This window comes from Mesorhizobium sp. P3_A8 (genome assembly GCF_056402995.1).
The window spans coordinates 83,207-99,354 of sequence record NZ_JBFUGI010000004.1 but is presented as its reverse complement, the minus strand read 5'-3'; the positions used below and the strand labels follow the sequence as shown (position 1 = coordinate 99,354).

The following is a 16,148-nucleotide window of genomic DNA, read 5'->3' as shown; positions in this document are numbered from 1 at the left end:
AAACCCGGCCGTTTTTATTGCAACTTCATTGAAACTGCCCTGACAGACGGTTCACAATCAATACGTCAGTCGTCGCGATAGACTTTTTCGCGGCGCTCGTGCCGTTCCTGCGCTTCGATCGACAGGGTAGCGATCGGACGCGCGTCGAGCCGCTTCAGCGCGATCGGCTCGCCGGTTTCCTCGCAGTAGCCGTAAGTGCCCTCATCGATGCGCTGGAGCGCCGAATCGATCTTTGAGATGAGTTTCCGCTGACGGTCGCGGGCCCTGAGCTCGATGGCGCGGTCTGTTTCCGAAGAAGCGCGGTCGGCGAGGTCGGGGTGGTTGGCGTTTTCCTGCTGCAGGATTTCGAGAGTTTCGCGCGCTTCGCGCAATATGTCATTTTTCCAGGTGACGAGCTTCAGGCGGAAGTAGGATTTCTGCCGTTCGTTCATGAACGGCTCGTCTTCGGAGGGTACGTAATCGGCGGTAACGATGTCGTTCATTCGACTCACCCAAACTGCCCCAAATTTCGCGCCTATATATTCGCCGCCCGACGCCTGCACAAGCGCAATCGGCCACCGACTCACGCAATTGTTAAAGTGCCCCAACGGCACTTGCTGAAGAGAAATGCAGTTGATTCTATGACGAAAGCACCGCAACCCCTTACCACGTGGTGTTATGCGCAATTCCTTGCGCGGGAGAATACGGACCATTGTGCGCAACGCCCTTCTCGTGGCTAATCGCGATGCAGCTTCGGCATCGGCATCATTGGAGGTTGGGTGAGCAGGCTCTATCTGTTGCGACACGCCAAGGCCGGCTGGGCGCTGCCCGGCATGCGCGATTTCGATCGTCCGCTCGACGCATCCGGCCGCGCCGACGCCGAGATCATGGGCACCGCCATGCGCTCACGTGGCTATGTCCCCGACCTGACATTGTGCTCCAACGCCAGGCGCGCCAAGGAAACGCTCGAAGGCCTGGCCGGCCAGACCGACACCGGCAAGGTGCTGTTTTTCGATACGCTCTACAGCGAAGACGCGGCCGGCTACCTCCGCCTTATCCGGGAGCATGGCGGGCCGGGTTCGCTGCTGGTCATCGGCCACAACCCGATGACGGAGGATCTTGCCATGGCGGTGTCAGGCGACGGCGACGAGACGGCGCGTGCGCTGCTCAATCACGGTTTCCCGACCTCGGGCCTGGCGGTCGTGCGTTTCCTGGACGATCTGGCGAAAGCGGCCCAGGAAACGGGTTATCTCGAAGCGTTTCTGACACCGGCCGATCTCTAGCATCGATTTGGATGTCAATTTCTGGCGCCATTTCAAAGCCGGGTCCCAACGCCTATATCGGACGCACCGAAGCCCGAGAGATCACATTTTGGCATCATCGCTGACCACCTTCACCGACGAGGCAAGGATTGCCCTCGATACGCTGTCGGGACGCGCCACCGGGCTTTTTTCGCCGTCGCTGCGATTGGGCGTTACAGGCCTTTCGCGCGCCGGCAAGACGGTGTTCATCTCCGCGCTGGTCCACAATCTGATCCATGGCGGACGCTTGCCGCTATTCGAGGCGCAGAAATCCGGGCGTATCGCTCGCGCCTTTCTCGAAGAACAGCCCGACGACGCGGTGCCGCGCTTCCAGTACGAGGACCACATCGCCGCATTGGTCAACGACCGCGTCTGGCCCGATTCGACGCGCGCCATTTCGGAACTGCGGCTAACGATCGAATACGAATCAGCCTCCGGCTGGAGCCGCATGTTCTCCTCCGGCAAACTGTCGGTCGATATCGTCGATTATCCCGGCGAATGGCTGCTCGACCTGCCGCTGCTCGGCAAATCCTTCGCTGATTTTTCACATGAGGCCATCGAGATGGCCACTTTGCCGGTGCGCGAGGATCTGTCGCGGGCCTGGCGAGCGATTTCAGCCGAGATCGACCCGAATGCCGACGCCGATGAGATGACCGCACGCCGCCTGGCCGAAAGCTTCGCCGCCTATCTTCAGGCCTGCAAGCTCGACGAGCGTGCGCTTTCGACCCTGCCGCCTGGCCGTTTCCTGATGCCTGGCGATCTCGAAGGCTCGCCTGCGCTGACCTTCGCGCCGCTGGCCGGCCTCGACAGGCGTCCGCGCCTGGGATCGCTGCACGCCATGATGGAAAGGCGCTACGAGGCCTACAAGACGCATGTTGTGAAGCCTTTCTTCCGCGAACACATTGCGCGTCTCGATCGCCAGATCGTGCTGATCGATGCCATGCAGGCGCTGAACGCCGGCCCTGGCGCCATGGCTGACCTCGAGCGCGCGGTGACCGAGATCCTCAGCTGCTTCCGTCCTGGCCGGGGCAGCTTCCTCACCGACCTCTTTTCGCGGCGCATCGATCGCATCCTGGTCGCCGCGACCAAGGCCGATCACCTGCACCACGAGAGCCATGACCGGTTGCAGGCCATCGTGCGGCGACTGGCCGACCGTGCCGTGGCGCGGGCGAATTTCACCGGCGCCGATGTCGACGTGGTCGCCATGGCGGCGGTGCGGGCGACCCGCGAGGGCATGGTCAAGCAAGGTCGCGAAACCTTGCCCGTCATCATCGGCACGCCGATCGCCGGCGAGAAGATCAACGGCGAGACGTTTGATGGAAAGACGGAAACAGCTATATTTCCTGGTGACTTACCAGAGAAGATTGATGCGGTATTCGATACTTCGGGTCCAGATCACCGGCAGGATTCCACGGACCCGGCAATCCGCTTTGTGCGGTTCCGTCCGCCAAAACTCGAACGCACGGCCGAAGGCGTGACGCTGTCGTTGCCGCATATCAGGCTCGACCGTGCCCTGCAGTTCCTGATCGGAGACCATCTGGCATGATCGCGCCCCGCAAACCAGCGGCATTCCGCATCGAGCCGGAAGCCGCGCCAACGCAAGAGGCGTCAAAGACGCGCCAGGCCGAACCTTCGCGCAAACCCCGCGTGATGAAGACCGATGTCGCGCTGGTCATACCGGCGGAGGTCGACGTCTTCGACGAACCCGACATCATTGCCGCCGCACCGCCGCCGACGATCGCCCCCAGAAAACGCTCGCTGTTCGGCAGCATCTTCTTTGGCGCCATAGGCGTGCTGGTTTCGCTGGCTGTCGGCCTGTGGACCGACCAGCTGATCCGCGATCTCTTCGCCCGCGCCGAATGGCTGGGCTGGCTGGCCGCCGGCATGGCCGTTATCGCGCTGCTGGCGCTCCTGGTGATCCTCATTCGTGAATTCCTGGCGATTGCCCGCCTTGCAGAGGTCGAAAAGCTGCAAAAACGTGCGCTCGATGCCATCGCGCGCGACGATCCCAAGGCGGCGCGATCGGTGGTCGACGAGCTTTCGGCTTTCGTCGCGGCCAAGCCCGAAACCGCGGCCGGCCGGCGCGCACTGGCCGAACTGCGCGGCGAAATCATCGACGGCGGCAATCTGGTGCGCCTGGCCGAGGCGGAAATTCTTGGCCCGCTCGATGCCAGGGCAAAGGTGATGATTCTCGAGGCCGCCAAACGCGTCTCGCTGGTGACGGCGGTCAGTCCGCGCGCGCTCGTCGACGTCGCCTATGTCGTGTTCGAGGCCGGACGCCTCATTCGCCGTCTCTCGGAACTCTATGGCGGACGGCCGGGAACGCTGGGTTTCTTCCGCCTGGCACGCAGCGTGCTGGCGCATCTGGCGGTCACCGGCTCGATCGCCGTCGGCGACAGTTTCGTCCAGCAGATCGTCGGCCATGGGCTGGCCGCACGGCTTTCAGCCAAGCTTGGCGAGGGCGTCGTCAACGGCATGATGACGGCGCGCATCGGCATCGCGGCGATGGAAACGGCGCGCCCCCTGCCCTTCAGTGCAGCGAAGCGCCCAGGGCTTGGCGATTTCCTCTCGGCACTGACATCGTTTGCCACGAAGAAGGACACCGAGACGCCGGGCTCCGGCAAATAGCGTTTTACTCTTCGAGTCGGTGAACGGATCGCGGTTTCGAGGCCCCGCAGTGACGAAGCATTAACCAATCTTCTTCATGGTCAAACCGGTTCCAAACAGCATCTTTGTTGCCGGGTGTCGTCGATGAAAAGCGTAATTCTGTCCAGCGTCTTGCCCCTGGCCGTCGCGATCACAGCGGTCGTCGGTGTTGCCTCGGGGGCTTCCGCCACAGAGCCGGACAAGCAGTTCTTCCAGTCGGCCGAAGGCAAATGGGTCGGCCCGGGCGAAATCGTCGCCGGCAAGTACAAGGGCACGAAATTCAACTGCAGCTTCACCGGCTCCACGCCGGACGGCAAGATGGGCATGACGCTGGACGGCGGCTGCCGGGTCGGCATGTTCACCCAGCCGATGTCGGCCAAGATCGAGCGCAAGGGCCGTGACTACAAGGGTTCCTTCATGGGCGGCGCTGCCGGTTCCGGCCTCGACATCATCGGCGGCAACGTTGTCGATGCCCGCAAGGTGGTCTTCACCATCAACCGCAACCAGTTGCGCGGCGTCATGCAGGCCCGCATCCCCGACGACAATTCGATGACCGTGACGGTTGCCGTGCGTGTCCAGGACCAGCTGGTACCGGTCATCGGCATGAGCCTGAAGCGCGTCGACGCCGTCGAAGTCGGCTCCATCGCGCCGAACTGAGCGCGTATCGCGCCCTAGCACATTCCCCAAAAACAAAGAGGCGGCAGCCCATCGCCACCGCCTCCCCTAGAAACAAACAGTCGAACCAGGCGTTAGCCCTTGATGGCGGCCGTCACCTCGTCATACGCCTTGCAGGCGTCGGCAAGTGTCGTGGCGCCCTGATACTTGGTTGTCACCGCCTGGACCTTGGCAGTCAGGTCAGCCGCCTTGGACGGATCCTTGGTGATCGCTTCCTGCAGAGCGGCAGCCATGTCCTGCGCCTTCTTGGTTGCGATCTCGGTCGTGCATTCCGGCGCCTTCGAACAGGCAGAACCGGCGAGCACCGCCAGGCCGACGGCAACAAGCAAAAACTTCTTCATGTCAGTCATCTCCTCAAAAGGGCGCGACTTGATCGTCGCTCACCCTCCAATGGCCGTAGCCGAGCGTCCTTAGCCTTCGAATGTGGCAACAAGCAACGCGCACCCGGCGTAAACTTGTGTAACGCGCCTGCAATATTGTCCGGGCCGGATTCGGGCTACTGTGTCAGCGGCGGCAAAGTTTAGTTGCGCGGCTGTAGCAGCGCCAGGACGGCTGTCGATGCGGCAAGGATAGCAGTCACGGTCAAAGGCGCTGTAGGGCCATAGGTGTCCACGGCATAGCCACCGACAACCGCGCCGATGGTGATGGCGACCTGAAAAGAGGCGACCATCAGGCTGCCCGCTGCTTCCAGCGCGTCCGGCGCTGCGCGAGACAAATTTGTCGGCAGCACCACCGGCGCCATGCCGAAGGCGAAGCCCCACAACGTAGCGAAGCCAAAGGCAACGCCAATGTGCACGCCCCAAAGCACCAATGCCAGCGCCGCAAACGCCATCAATGCGGCGGTAACCACAAGAGCCACGTGGATATTGGCGTCGGCCATGCGGCCACCGGCAATATTGCCGATCACTGCGGCGATGCCAAATCCGAGCAACGCCAGGGCAATTGGCCCGGTTGCAAGCAGCGTCACATGTTCGAGAAAGGGGCGCACATAGACCGAGCCGGCAAAATGCCCCGTCATCAACAAAAGAATAGCAAGCATGCCAAGTTGAATGCCACGCCGCCGTGTCAGCCGAAGGACGTCTGCAAGACTATTGCTTGCCGTTGCGGGCAACGACGGCAGGCTAAGCAACTGCAGCAACATGGCGACCACGGCCAGCCCCGCTGTCATGGCCATGGCGCTGCGCCATCCCAGCCAGTCGCTGATCAGCGCACCCATCGACGGTGCGGCAATGGTGGCGAGCGAGACGCCGAGGGTGACGATAGCCATGCCCCGACCTGTCGCATTGGCGCCAACCAGCCTCGCGACGACGGCGACCGAAAGCGCCCAGAAGGCGCTGAGAGCGATTCCCAGCCCGGCCCGGCCTAGCAACAGCAGCCAGAAATTGGGCGCCAGCGCCGCAAGAATATTGGAAGCGACCGCTAGGGCCATGAGGCCAACCAGCACCGTCTTGCGGTTCAATCGGCCGATAAGAACATTGCTCAACATCGCCGTCACGGCGCCGACGGAAGCGGTGGCGGTGACGACCTGTCCGGCCGTTCCCTCGCTGATGCCGAGATCGCGCGCCATTGGTGTCAGCAGACCTGCCGGCAGAAATTCGGCTGAGACCAGGGCAAAGCTGGTGGCCGCCAATGAAATGACCGCGAACCAGGTGGTTGCGCTCCACGCGGTCGGCGCAGCCGCATCAACGTCTATCGCCGCGTCTTCAAGCTGTAATGTTGTGTCAGTCACGGAAAGATCTCCTAAGTTTGGAGATCTTCATAAACCAGTCTCTTCGGATGATATGTATCTAAAAATCCGAAATCCATGTCTATTCGTCCGGGAATTGTGCGACGCACAACGCCTGGCGAGACATTGGTGATGCGCTTGAAGGCGCGAGCGAAGGATGCCTCGGACTCATAGCCCAAGCGGGTAGCTACCTCGGCCACCGACAAGCCGTTTTGCCCCAACAACTCGCGGGCAAGCTGCATGCGCAAACGGGCGAGATAGCGTGCAGCACCCTCTCCCAATACAGCGCTGAAGCGCTCGGCGAAAATCGAGCGCGATTGGCCTGCCAGGCTGGCGAGGCTTTCGAGCGTCCAGTTATGGCCGGGGTCTCTGTGCATGGCTGCCAGAGCGCGGCCAATATGGGGGTCGCGGATGGCAGCGAGCCAGCCGGTGGTCGAAGCTCCCGTACAATTGACCCAGCAGCGAATGAGCCGGGCTGTCAGCAAGTCCGCCATACGCGACAAGATGGTGGCGCTGCCCATCTGCGGTTGCGCGGCCTCCGCGGTCATGGCCGCCAGCAACGGACCAACCACCGGGTCATTGCCAGCCACGTCGCAACCCTTGATGATAGGCGGCATCAGCGTGATCAATGGGTTTAACGCACAGGCGCCCAAGGCCATTGAGCCGCAAAAAAGTGTGCTTGTCGCGCCCGTGCCTTCCCGTACGACTTCGCAGACATTGCTCCCCAACTTGGTTACCCGGCAATCATCGAGCGAGCCGACTGCAACGTCCGGCGCACTGGCCAGCCGATGGGCGATGCCTTGCGGCAGCAGCACCAGATCGCCATCGCGCAACTCCTGCCATCCCTGCGCTTCGGTATGGATCCAGCAAGGACCCTGACCGACAAAGTGAAAACGAAGCAGCGATTGTTGCGGAAACTCTATGCTCCAAGGATGTCGGAGCTCGCAGCGGCCATAATTGACGCCACTCAAGCGAAAGTCTTGCAGGACCTCGCTAAGCGCATCCATCGGAATATGGGGCGGCGGAGACGGTCGGGACGAATGGATAGTCATCCCGCCGATATAGATACCAATCGTCCGGCAGGCAAGCGAAGACGGTTGTTCCACCAGGGGAAACGCTTCAACGGCACCTACCCGTCCTGGCAGGCTCCCCGCCCTTGCCTCCCGCTCCAACTGCATGCAAGGAGTGCTGTCGGACATAGGGACAAGAGGCATGGCAGCGGAAGCGTCGGGCAGCGATCTCATTCAGGTGGTGGCGCTGCTTGCCGCAGGGGTCGTCGCCGTCCCGATCTTCAAGCGCATGGGCCTCGGCTCGATCCTTGGCTATCTCGCCGCCGGCGTGGTGATCGGCCCGTTCGGCATCGGCGTTTTTTCCGAATCGGGGGCCATCCTCCATGTCGCCGAACTCGGCGTCGTCATGTTCCTGTTCATCATCGGACTGGAAATGCAGCCGTCGCGGCTCTGGGGCCTGCGCCGCGAAATCTTCGGGCTCGGCGCGCTGCAAGTCGGCGTCTGCGCGGTCTTGTTGACCGGTGTCGGAATGGCCGGTGGTTTTCCAATCTCGCAATCCTTCGTCGCCGGCGCCGGTTTCGTGCTGACCTCGACGGCGATCGTCATGCAGCTTCTCGAGGAACGCGGCGAGATCGCCTCGCCGAAAGGCCAGCGCATCGTCTCCATCCTGCTGCTGGAAGATCTGGCCATCGTGCCGCTGCTGGCCCTGATCGCGTTCCTGGCGCCCGGTGGCGCCGACACCAGCCTGTCGGAAAGGTTGACAGAGGTCGGCATCGGCCTTGCCGCGATCGTCGGACTGGTGCTGGCCGGTCGCTATCTGCTCAACCCCTTTTTCCGCATCCTGGCCGATGCCCGTGCGCGTGAGGTGATGACGGCCGCGGCACTTCTGGTCGTGCTCGGATCGGCGCTCGCCATGCAGCTCAGCGGCCTGTCGATGGCGATGGGCGCGTTCCTGGCCGGCGTTCTTCTGTCCGAATCGACCTTCCGCCATCAGCTCGAAGCCGACATCGAGCCGTTCCGCGGCATCCTGCTCGGCCTGTTCTTCCTGGCCGTCGGCATGTCGCTCGACCTGCATGTGGTGGCCGCGAACTGGAAGCTGATCGCCATCTATGTCGTCGCCTACATGGTGATGAAGGCATTTGGCATCTACATCGTCGCCCGCATCCTCAAGACCGGCCATCGCGAGGCGCTGGAACGCGCGGTCTTCATGGCGCAAGGCGGCGAATTCGCCTTCGTCCTCTACTCCGCCGCCGCTGCCGTCGGCATCATCGACAGCAACGCCAACGCAACGCTGACGGCGATCGTCATCATCTCCATGGTGCTGACGCCACTGGCGATCATCGCCCTGCGCTATATAATCCCGCGCGACGAGCAATCGCTCGATGGCGTCGATGTCGCCGACGGCCTGACCGGCAGCGTGCTGGTCATCGGCTTCGGCCGCTTCGGCCAGATCGCCAGCCAGCCGCTGCTGCTGCGCGGCATCGACGTCTCGATCATCGACAATGATGTCGAGATGATCCAGGCGGCGGCTGATTTCGGCTTCAAGGTCTATTATGGCGACGGCACGCGACTCGACATCCTGCGCGCCGCGGGCGCTGGCCAGGCGCGCGCCGTGCTGATCTGCGTCGACAAGGCCGATGCCGCCGTTCGCATCGCCGAACTCGTCAAGGCTGAGTTTCCCTTGCTGACCGTGCTGGCGCGCGCCTTCGATCGCGGCACCGCGCTGCAGCTCATCCGCGCCGGCGTCGACTACCAGCTGCGCGAAACCTTCGAATCGGCACTGGTTTTCGGCGGCTCGGCGCTGGAATCGCTTGGCGTTGATCCCGAAGACGTGGCTGAAACGATCGAGGATGTCAGGCGCCGCGACAACGACCGGTTCGAAACCCAGCTCGCCGAAGGTATCCGCGCCGGCCAACGCTTCTTGCGGGGCAATATCGGCACGCCGATTCCGACACCCCTCTCCACGCCGCGCCGCCCTGGTCAGGCCCTCAACGAGGAGACGGCCGGCGTGCTGCACAAATCCGAAACCGCCGATTGAACTAAGGATTCATGAATGGAATTGGACAGCCGGGCTCTGTCGGTCACCAAATTCTGGCGTGACGCCGGCGAGGATGCATGGTTCGAGAAGAACGAGGCTTTCGATGCCGATTTCCGCGACCACTTTCTCGACCTGCACTATGCCGCCGCGCGGCGCGAATGCGACGACTGGTCCGGTCATGCCGAAGGCTCGCTGGCACTAATGATCCTGCTCGACCAGTTTCCGCGCAATTGCTTTCGCGGCACCAGCCATATGTACGCGACCGACCCGCTGGCGAAGCATTTCGCTCAAAAGGCGGTGGCTGCCGGGCATGATCTGGCGCTGGAGCCGGAACTGCGCGTGTTCCTGTATTTGCCGTTTGAACATGCGGAAAACCTTGCCGACCAGGACATCTCGGTCGAACTGCACACCGCCAAGGCCGAGTTCAACCTGAAATACGCGCTGGAGCATCGCGACATCATCCAGCGCTTCGGTCGCTTTCCGCACCGCAACAAAATGCTTGGCCGTGAGACGACACCGCAGGAGCAGGCGTTTCTCAACGAAGGCGGCTTCTCCGGTTGATCGCTACGACGGTCGCGGCGAAGAGCTCAGGTCAGCCACCAATCCCGGCCGGACGTCAGACGTTCGATGCCTGATGTCTCGACCGCAGCCAATCGCTCCGATACGCTTCGCCCGCCGACGGCAAGGTCCGGCGCGATCTCGGCCAGCGGCGCCAGCACGAAGGCGCGCTCCAGCATGCGCGGATGCGGCACTTCCAGCCCGGTCTCATGGATGACGCGGTCACCGAACACCAGTATGTCGATATCGATCAGGCGCGGCCCCCAGCGCTCCTCGCGCACCCGCTTGAGCTTGCGCTCGGCATCGAGGCAGAGGTCGAGCAGCGCCCGCGGCGAGAGCCGGGTCAACAATTCGGCCGCGGCGTTGAGGAAATCCGGCTGGTCGAGCTTGCCCCAGGGCGGCGTACGATAGAGCGAGGAGACTGCAGTGACCCGCGTCTCCGCATCGGCGTCGAGAATGCGTAGCGCAGCCGCCATCGAGGCAGCCGGGTCGCCCAGATTGCCGCCAAGGCTGAGGTAGACGGTGTTATTCGGGCCAGACAACGGTCACCTCGACATAATCGAGCACGCCGGGCACTGGCGCGTTCGGCTTGCGCACGGTGATTTCGGCCCTCTTGATCTGCGGAAACCGCTCCGTCAGCGCCTTTGCTACTTCCATTGCCAGGGCCTCGATCAGGAAGCGCCGCTCGCCGGTGATGATCTTCTCGATCACCGTGAAGGCAATGCCATAATTGACGGTTTCCTCGATGGCGTCGTCGACAAGCGCGCGTCCGGGTTCGACCGACAGCACCGCGTCGACATAGAAACGCTGGCCGAGCGCCTCCTCCTCGTCGAGCACGCCATGCCGGGCAAAGAAGGCGCAGTTCTTCAAGCGGATGACATACATGGCTCAGCGTCCCGGTGCGGCGGTTTCACGCGCCAGCATAGCATCCGCCACGGCCAGCGCGTCCACGTTGATTGCGACATCATGGACGCGAAACAGATGCGCGCCCTTGAGCCTGAGAATGACGCTGGTCGCCGCCGTCCCGGCAGCGCGGTCGACCGCATCGCGGCCGGTGACGGCGCCGATGAAGCGTTTTCGCGAGGTACCGGCCATCAATGGAAAGCCGAGCGCATGAAGCTCGGAAAACCGTGCCATCAGATCGAGATTTTCCTCCGCCGTCTCCTTGGCGAAGCCAAAGCCGGGATCGAGCACGATGCGATCGTCCGCAATGCCGCTCCGACGGGCGATCTCCAACGATTTTTCCAGGAACACCAGCTGGTCGGCGATGACGTCGGGCAGCTTTTGGCGATCCCGACCGGTATGCATGATGACGAGCCCGGCGCCGGTTTCGGCGGCGACCCGCGCAATGTCAGGCTCGCGCTGCAGACCCCAGACATCGTTGACGATATGTGCGCCGGCAGCCACTGCAAGCCGCGCGGTCTCAGTACGATAGGTGTCGACCGAAATCAGCACCTCGTTGGCGCTCGCCAGCGCCTCGATTATCGGCAGGACGCGCGCCTGTTCCTCGCTGGCCGATATGGCGGCGCTGCCCGGCCGGGTCGATTCTCCGCCGACATCGATGATCTGAGCCCCTTCCCCGATCATGCGACGCGCCTGGCTCAGTGCCGCTTCAGGCACATCGAACAGGCCGCCGTCGGAAAAGCTGTCGGGGGTGACGTTGAGGATGCCGACGACCACGGCCTTGCCGCCAAGGTCGAGATGGCGTCCATGCGCCAGCTGCCATCGCCTCGCCGTCATTGCATATCAACCATAGGCTCATCAACGATGTGTGATCCGCAAAGGATCAATTCCGTTGCGCCGGCAACGGCCGTAAAGCAAGGTGGTGGAAGAGGCAATATGATGAAACGATCCCTGCTTTGCGCGCTGCTGCTTGCCGTGACCGCCGTCCCGGCGGGCGCGGCCAATCTGGTGAAAACATACAGCTATTTTTCCATTGGCGGCAGCACGCTCGAAGACATCGAGAAGCAGCTCTCCACACGTGGACCGCAGGTCAAGAGCACGGGCTCGCGCCACCCCGGCGCCACCCAGATGGCCTTCACCACCCGTATCAGCTACGCAAGGCAGGCTGGCTCCTGCCGGATCGCCGACGCCGCCGTGACCGTCAAGGTCAAGGTGATCCTTCCGGAATGGCGGCGCCCGCGCAAGGCAGACCCCGATGTGAAGCTGTTCTGGGATACGCTGGCTGCCGACATCAAGCGCCACGAAGAACGCCATGTCGAGATCGCCAAGAACCATGGCCGCCAGTTGGAAGACGCGCTGAGGGCGACCTATCCGCAGAAGGATTGCGGTGCGGCCAAGGCCAAGGCGGCCGAGATCACCGCCGCCATCCTCGCCAAGCACGACCGCGCCCAGGTGCAGTTCGATCGCGTCGAAAGCGTCAATTTCGAAAGCCGTATCCTGCGGCTCATGCGCTATCGCATCCAGCGCATCGAGAGCGGTCAGTTGCCGCCACCGGCCTGAATTTGGGCGGCGCAACTGATGGCGCCAACGCAGGCCAACCACGCCGAAGCGTAGTGCCAGCTTCGAAAAATTTTCGAGCAGAGGTCGAAATCGGCTTATACGGAACGACATATCACGGGGTTGGCAGGGCACAACCTTCGAAGCACGAGCACCACGACCGATCGCGCGGCGAACACACCAGGCAAGCCCAATCGGTGACCCGCACAGCGCGCAAACACATGGACAAAGACTATGGACCAAGCTGCCGACAAGCAGACCATGGCGGCTGCCGCCACACCACTGACCGAAAGCGAGAAGAACGCCATCATTGGCGGCGTTCTCCTGTCGATGCTGCTGGCCGCACTTGATCAGACCATCGTCGCGCCTGCCATGCCGACCATCGGGCGCTCGCTCGGCCATGCCGAATACCTGCCATGGATCGTCACCGGCTATCTTTTGACCGCAACCGCCGTGGCGCCGCTCTACGGCAAGATTTCCGATGTCTATGGCCGTCGGCCCACCGTCTATGCGGCAATCCTTATCTTTCTCCTGGGATCGCTGGTCAGCGCAATGGCTCCCAACATGTTCGTCCTCGTCCTGGGACGCGCCATCCAAGGTGCCGGTGGCGGTGGCCTTTTCGCGCTGACGCAGACGGTGGTCGGCGACCTTGTTCCGCCGCGAGAGCGGGCGCGCTATGCGGCGTGGTTCTCCGGCACCTGGGCCGTCGCCAGCGTCGCCGGACCGCTGCTGGGCGGCACTTTCGCGGAACATCTGCACTGGTCGCTGATCTTCTGGATCAATATTCCGCTGGGCTTCCTGGCGATGGCAATCATCAACAAGCCACTCAAGAAACTGCCGATCGCCGCCAAGAACCACAGCATCGATGGTCTTGGTGCCTTGCTTCTCATCGTGGCCACGGCACTGCTGCTGCTGGCGCTGAACTGGGGCGGCAGCGCCTACCCCTGGTTATCGCCGGAAGTCATTGGCGTCCTGGCCTGCTCCGCCCTTTTCTGGGGCGCCTTTGCCCTGCGCTTGATGCGAGCCGCCGAACCGCTCATCTCGCTCGAGGTGCTTGGCAATCCGATCGTCCTGGCCGGCACTCTGTCGATGTTCCTGTTCCAGGCCTCCAGCGTCGGCGTTGCCGTCTACCTGCCTGTCTACCTGCAGTCGATCCTTGGCCTGACGGCCAGCCAATCGGGCATTGCGATGCTTGGCCTTCTGCTTGGAACCGTGGGCGGCGCCGCTTCCAGCGGCCGCCTGATACCGCGCTTTACCCACTACAAGCGCATCGCGATGACCGGCGTCATCTTCGCCTCCCTGTCCATGGGCCTGCTGGCCTTTGTCGCCGGACATGCATCGTTGCTTGTCGTCGAAGTGCTGACCATCTGCATTGGATTGGGAACCGGAACGACGTTTCCGGTAACCACCGTCTCCGTGCAGAACGCTGTCGATCGTATGCACCTCGGCGTAGCAACGGGCGTGCTGACCTTCCTGCGTTCGCTGGGCAGTGCCTTGGGAGTCGCGATGCTTGGCGCCGTCGCTCTGGGCTTTGGGCTGCCGCTGGCCGGTGAAGGCGTGCAGATGGCTGGACATGTCGTATCCGTCCAACCCTTCATGATGATCTTTCTCGTCGCGGCCGCCACTTTGGTGCTGGGGTTAATCACCCTGACGCTGATGCCCGAGAAAGAGCTTCGCGGTCATGTCGACAATCCGGCGCCGATCCTGGCGGAGTAAAAAGGGTTAGCCGGAGACGCCGAGCTTCTTCTGCAGGCTTGTCGACGAGGTCGTGTACTGGAACACAATGCGTTCGCCGGGGCTGATGATGCGCTTGGCTGCCTGCGCCATCAGCGCCACTTCATGAAAGCCCGACAGGATCAGCTTCAGCTTGCCCGGATACCAGTTGATGTCGCCGACCGCGAAAATGCCGGGCACCGACGTCTGGAACTTCTCGGTGTCGACCGGGATCAGGTTCTCGTGGAGATTGAGCCCCCATTCCGCGATCGGCCCGAGCTTCATGGTCAGGCCGAAGAATGGCAGCATGCGCGTGCATGGCACTTCGATATCGCCGTCCGGACCACCCTTGATGGTAGCCGATGATAGCTGGCCGTCGGCCCCGGTCAGCCCGGTCACCTGGCCGACCCTGAATTCCAGCTCCTTCATCTCCTGCATGGCGTACATCTTGTTGACGCTGTCGGGCGCGGCGCGGAATTCAGCGCGCCGATGGACCAGCGTCACGCTCTTTGCCACTGGCTGCAGGTTCAGCGTCCAGTCCAGCGCCGAGTCGCCGCCACCGACGATGACAAGGTCGTGGCCGCGAAAATCCTCCATCCGGCGCACCGAATAGAAGACGCTCTTGCCCTCATAGGGTTCGATACCCGGGATCGGCGGCCGCTTCGGCTGGAACGAGCCGCCGCCGGCGGCGATCACCACCACCTTGGCCTCGAACACCTCGTTCTCGTCGGTGGTGACACGAAAGCTGCCATCCTCCAGCTTCTCCAGGCTGGAGACCATGCGGTTGTAGGTGAAGTCAGGCTTGAACGGGTGGATCTGCTCGAGCAGCTTGTCGACCAGTCCTTGCGCCGAGATCGAAGGCCAGCCGGGAATGTCGTAGATCGGCTTCTCCGGATAGAGTTCCGCGCATTGGCCACCGGGCCGGTCGAGGATGTCGATCAGGTGGCACTTCATGTCGAACAAGCCAAGCTCGAACACCGCGAACAGGCCAACCGGCCCTGCCCCGACAATGAGAACGTCCGTCTTGATTGTTTCGGTCATGCGATGTGTCCCCTTGGGAATGGGGCGAGACTGCATGAGCCGTGGCCTGCTGCCAAGCAGCAAGTATCAAAGAAATTGGAACGTGGGCCGAAGGCGCCTTAGCCCTGACGCTCCGGCACCCGCACCACAAGGCCATCGAGCGCGTCGCGCACCTTGATCTGGCAGGACAACCGCGAGTTCGGCTGGACGTCGTAGGCGAAGTCCAGCATGTCCTCTTCCATCGCTTCCGGTTCGCCGACTTCCGCCGTCCAGGCCTCGTCGACATAGATATGGCAGGTGGCGCAGGCGCAGGCGCCGCCGCACTCCGCCTCGATCCCCGGCACGGCGTGGCGGATGGCGTTTTCCATGACCGTCGAGCCGTTTTCGGCGTCCACGTCGAATTGTGTGCCGTCATGGGCGATGAAGGTCAGCTTGGTCATTTGTCACCTGAAGGGAGTTACCGCCGAGATAATCACTCCGGCGGACAAGTCAACTGCCGCGCGAAAGCGCCGCTCGGTGACGTTTTTCCGCAAACCGGGGTCAGCGATTGATGGCGGCGATGAAATCGCGCACTTCGTCGATCAGCTTGCCAAGCCGCTTGAGGGTTTGGCCGTCTTCCGGCCGCTGCTCGATCAAGGTGGCACAATCGGCGATGGCGAAGGCGCCGACGCCGCGGGCAGAGCCCTTCAGCCCATGCGCCAGCAGCAATCGATCCTTGATGTCGGCATCGACTATTTTGTCGCGCACGGACAGCGCCTGCTGTACGAACAGTGCCAGCACTTCCTGCTCAAGGGCGCGGTCGCCCATCGTTTGCCGGGCAAGGTGTGCCAAATCGACCGGTCGGGACTGCCTGGTTCCCGATACGTCGCCCCCGGGCATTGAGAAGGCAATGCCGCTTTCGCCACGCATGAACTCGAACTCCGTTTCTTCGGTCGCCCGGAAAACTAGGCGAATCCAATGGACAACGGGTTAATGAATGGCCGGGAAAAATGTTGCGAAAGCGGCGCCCAAATCACGCTTCC

General features: G+C 62.6%; 18 protein-coding genes. 8 read left to right on the top strand and 10 right to left on the bottom strand.

What is annotated here, in order from left to right:
* Positions 1–65: 65 nt before the first annotated feature.
* Entirely contained in the window at positions 66–482 is a 417-nt protein-coding gene (dksA, locus tag AC1DX4_RS11125) for an RNA polymerase-binding protein DksA (RefSeq protein ID WP_006202025.1), read from the bottom strand.
* A gap of 276 nt (positions 483–758) precedes the next feature.
* Here dksA and AC1DX4_RS11120 point away from each other — a divergent pair, with 276 nt between their 5' ends.
* The 4 genes from AC1DX4_RS11120 (at position 759) to AC1DX4_RS11105 (ending at position 4,583) form a co-directional block, all read left to right on the top strand.
* Positions 759–1,262 (top strand): SixA phosphatase family protein, encoded by a 504-nt coding sequence (locus tag AC1DX4_RS11120; protein WP_477220367.1) that lies wholly within the window; start codon positions 759–761, stop codon positions 1,260–1,262.
* Between the two features lie 88 nt (positions 1,263–1,350).
* Positions 1,351–2,826 carry a YcjX family GTP-binding protein gene (locus AC1DX4_RS11115; protein WP_477220366.1) on the top strand — a complete coding sequence of 492 codons (1,476 nt, stop codon included), beginning with the start codon at positions 1,351–1,353 and terminating at the stop codon, positions 2,824–2,826.
* Positions 2,823–3,908 (top strand): YcjF family protein, encoded by a 1,086-nt coding sequence (locus AC1DX4_RS11110; protein ID WP_477220365.1) that lies wholly within the window; start codon positions 2,823–2,825, stop codon positions 3,906–3,908. The genes AC1DX4_RS11115 and AC1DX4_RS11110 overlap by 4 nt, the downstream gene beginning before the upstream one ends.
* Before the next feature lie 123 nt (positions 3,909–4,031).
* Entirely contained in the window at positions 4,032–4,583 is a 552-nt protein-coding gene (locus AC1DX4_RS11105) for a hypothetical protein (RefSeq protein ID WP_172228651.1), read from the top strand.
* A 92-nt stretch (positions 4,584–4,675) separates the two neighbouring features.
* Here the strand turns inward: AC1DX4_RS11105 and AC1DX4_RS11100 are convergent, their stop codons facing one another.
* The 3 genes from AC1DX4_RS11100 to AC1DX4_RS11090 form a co-directional block, all read right to left on the bottom strand.
* Positions 4,676–4,942: a hypothetical protein gene (locus tag AC1DX4_RS11100; RefSeq protein ID WP_477220364.1), complete on the bottom strand. Its 267-nt coding sequence runs from the start codon at positions 4,940–4,942 to the stop codon at positions 4,676–4,678.
* A 179-nt stretch (positions 4,943–5,121) separates the two neighbouring features.
* Positions 5,122–6,330 carry an MFS transporter gene (locus AC1DX4_RS11095; RefSeq protein ID WP_477220363.1) on the bottom strand — a complete coding sequence of 403 codons (1,209 nt, stop codon included), beginning with the start codon at positions 6,328–6,330 and terminating at the stop codon, positions 5,122–5,124.
* Positions 6,331–6,341: 11 nt separating this feature from the next.
* Positions 6,342–7,379, bottom strand: a complete 1,038-nt coding sequence (locus AC1DX4_RS11090; protein ID WP_477220693.1) for an AraC family transcriptional regulator — start codon at positions 7,377–7,379, stop codon at positions 6,342–6,344.
* Positions 7,380–7,539: 160 nt separating this feature from the next.
* On the opposite strand from AC1DX4_RS11090, the gene AC1DX4_RS11085 reads away from it, so the two are divergent.
* Together AC1DX4_RS11085 and AC1DX4_RS11080 are read left to right on the top strand one after the other, a co-directional pair.
* Positions 7,540–9,375: a monovalent cation:proton antiporter-2 (CPA2) family protein gene (locus tag AC1DX4_RS11085; protein ID WP_477220362.1), complete on the top strand. Its 1,836-nt coding sequence runs from the start codon at positions 7,540–7,542 to the stop codon at positions 9,373–9,375.
* Between the two features lie 15 nt (positions 9,376–9,390).
* Entirely contained in the window at positions 9,391–9,936 is a 546-nt protein-coding gene (locus AC1DX4_RS11080; protein WP_477220361.1) for a DUF924 family protein, read from the top strand.
* A gap of 26 nt (positions 9,937–9,962) precedes the next feature.
* Here the strand turns inward: AC1DX4_RS11080 and folK are convergent, their stop codons facing one another.
* The 3 genes from folK to folP are packed head-to-tail and all read right to left on the bottom strand — an operon-like array spanning position 9,963 to position 11,673.
* Positions 9,963–10,475, bottom strand: a complete 513-nt coding sequence (folK, locus tag AC1DX4_RS11075) for a 2-amino-4-hydroxy-6-hydroxymethyldihydropteridine diphosphokinase (RefSeq protein WP_477220360.1) — start codon at positions 10,473–10,475, stop codon at positions 9,963–9,965.
* Positions 10,459–10,818: a dihydroneopterin aldolase gene (folB, locus tag AC1DX4_RS11070; protein WP_027044656.1), complete on the bottom strand. Its 360-nt coding sequence runs from the start codon at positions 10,816–10,818 to the stop codon at positions 10,459–10,461. Before folB ends, folK begins: the two co-directional genes overlap by 17 nt.
* A 3-nt stretch (positions 10,819–10,821) precedes the next feature.
* Positions 10,822–11,673 carry a dihydropteroate synthase gene (gene folP, locus AC1DX4_RS11065; protein WP_477220359.1) on the bottom strand — a complete coding sequence of 284 codons (852 nt, stop codon included), beginning with the start codon at positions 11,671–11,673 and terminating at the stop codon, positions 10,822–10,824.
* A gap of 99 nt (positions 11,674–11,772) precedes the next feature.
* Between folP and AC1DX4_RS11060 the strand changes: the two genes are divergently transcribed.
* Both AC1DX4_RS11060 and AC1DX4_RS11055 read left to right on the top strand, forming a co-directional pair.
* A complete protein-coding gene (locus AC1DX4_RS11060) occupies positions 11,773–12,396 on the top strand; it encodes a DUF922 domain-containing Zn-dependent protease (protein ID WP_477220358.1) in 624 nt (207 codons plus the stop codon).
* Between the two features lie 231 nt (positions 12,397–12,627).
* Positions 12,628–14,109 carry an MDR family MFS transporter gene (locus AC1DX4_RS11055; protein WP_477220357.1) on the top strand — a complete coding sequence of 494 codons (1,482 nt, stop codon included), beginning with the start codon at positions 12,628–12,630 and terminating at the stop codon, positions 14,107–14,109.
* A gap of 6 nt (positions 14,110–14,115) precedes the next feature.
* On the opposite strand, the gene AC1DX4_RS11050 is transcribed toward AC1DX4_RS11055, so the two are convergent.
* The 3 genes from AC1DX4_RS11050 to AC1DX4_RS11040 all read right to left on the bottom strand — a co-directional run bounded on the left by AC1DX4_RS11050 (position 14,116) and on the right by AC1DX4_RS11040 (position 16,035).
* Entirely contained in the window at positions 14,116–15,147 is a 1,032-nt protein-coding gene (locus AC1DX4_RS11050; RefSeq protein WP_477220356.1) for an NAD(P)/FAD-dependent oxidoreductase, read from the bottom strand.
* 98 nt (positions 15,148–15,245) lie between these two features.
* Complete coding sequence (locus AC1DX4_RS11045; RefSeq protein WP_477220355.1) at positions 15,246–15,566, bottom strand: 2Fe-2S iron-sulfur cluster-binding protein; 321 nt, start codon at positions 15,564–15,566, stop codon at positions 15,246–15,248.
* A 100-nt stretch (positions 15,567–15,666) separates the two neighbouring features.
* Entirely contained in the window at positions 15,667–16,035 is a 369-nt protein-coding gene (locus AC1DX4_RS11040; RefSeq protein ID WP_477220354.1) for an Hpt domain-containing protein, read from the bottom strand.
* Positions 16,036–16,148: the final 113 nt, after the last annotated feature.

Coding starts and splice junctions, on each gene's coding strand:
- dksA (WP_006202025.1), bottom strand. CDS start 482: ATGAACGACATCGTTACCGCCGATTACGTACCCTCCGAAGACGAGCCG.
- AC1DX4_RS11110 (WP_477220365.1), top strand. CDS start 2,823: ATGATCGCGCCCCGCAAACCAGCGGCATTCCGCATCGAGCCGGAAGCC.
- AC1DX4_RS11105 (WP_172228651.1), top strand. CDS start 4,032: ATGAAAAGCGTAATTCTGTCCAGCGTCTTGCCCCTGGCCGTCGCGATC.
- AC1DX4_RS11100 (WP_477220364.1), bottom strand. CDS start 4,942: ATGAAGAAGTTTTTGCTTGTTGCCGTCGGCCTGGCGGTGCTCGCCGGT.
- AC1DX4_RS11090 (WP_477220693.1), bottom strand. CDS start 7,379: ATGACTATCCATTCGTCCCGACCGTCTCCGCCGCCCCATATTCCGATG.
- AC1DX4_RS11085 (WP_477220362.1), top strand. CDS start 7,540: ATGGCAGCGGAAGCGTCGGGCAGCGATCTCATTCAGGTGGTGGCGCTG.
- AC1DX4_RS11080 (WP_477220361.1), top strand. CDS start 9,391: ATGGAATTGGACAGCCGGGCTCTGTCGGTCACCAAATTCTGGCGTGAC.
- folB (WP_027044656.1), bottom strand. CDS start 10,818: ATGTATGTCATCCGCTTGAAGAACTGCGCCTTCTTTGCCCGGCATGGC.
- folP (WP_477220359.1), bottom strand. CDS start 11,673: ATGACGGCGAGGCGATGGCAGCTGGCGCATGGACGCCATCTCGACCTT.
- AC1DX4_RS11060 (WP_477220358.1), top strand. CDS start 11,773: ATGATGAAACGATCCCTGCTTTGCGCGCTGCTGCTTGCCGTGACCGCC.
- AC1DX4_RS11055 (WP_477220357.1), top strand. CDS start 12,628: ATGGACCAAGCTGCCGACAAGCAGACCATGGCGGCTGCCGCCACACCA.
- AC1DX4_RS11050 (WP_477220356.1), bottom strand. CDS start 15,147: ATGACCGAAACAATCAAGACGGACGTTCTCATTGTCGGGGCAGGGCCG.
- AC1DX4_RS11045 (WP_477220355.1), bottom strand. CDS start 15,566: ATGACCAAGCTGACCTTCATCGCCCATGACGGCACACAATTCGACGTG.
- AC1DX4_RS11040 (WP_477220354.1), bottom strand. CDS start 16,035: ATGCGTGGCGAAAGCGGCATTGCCTTCTCAATGCCCGGGGGCGACGTA.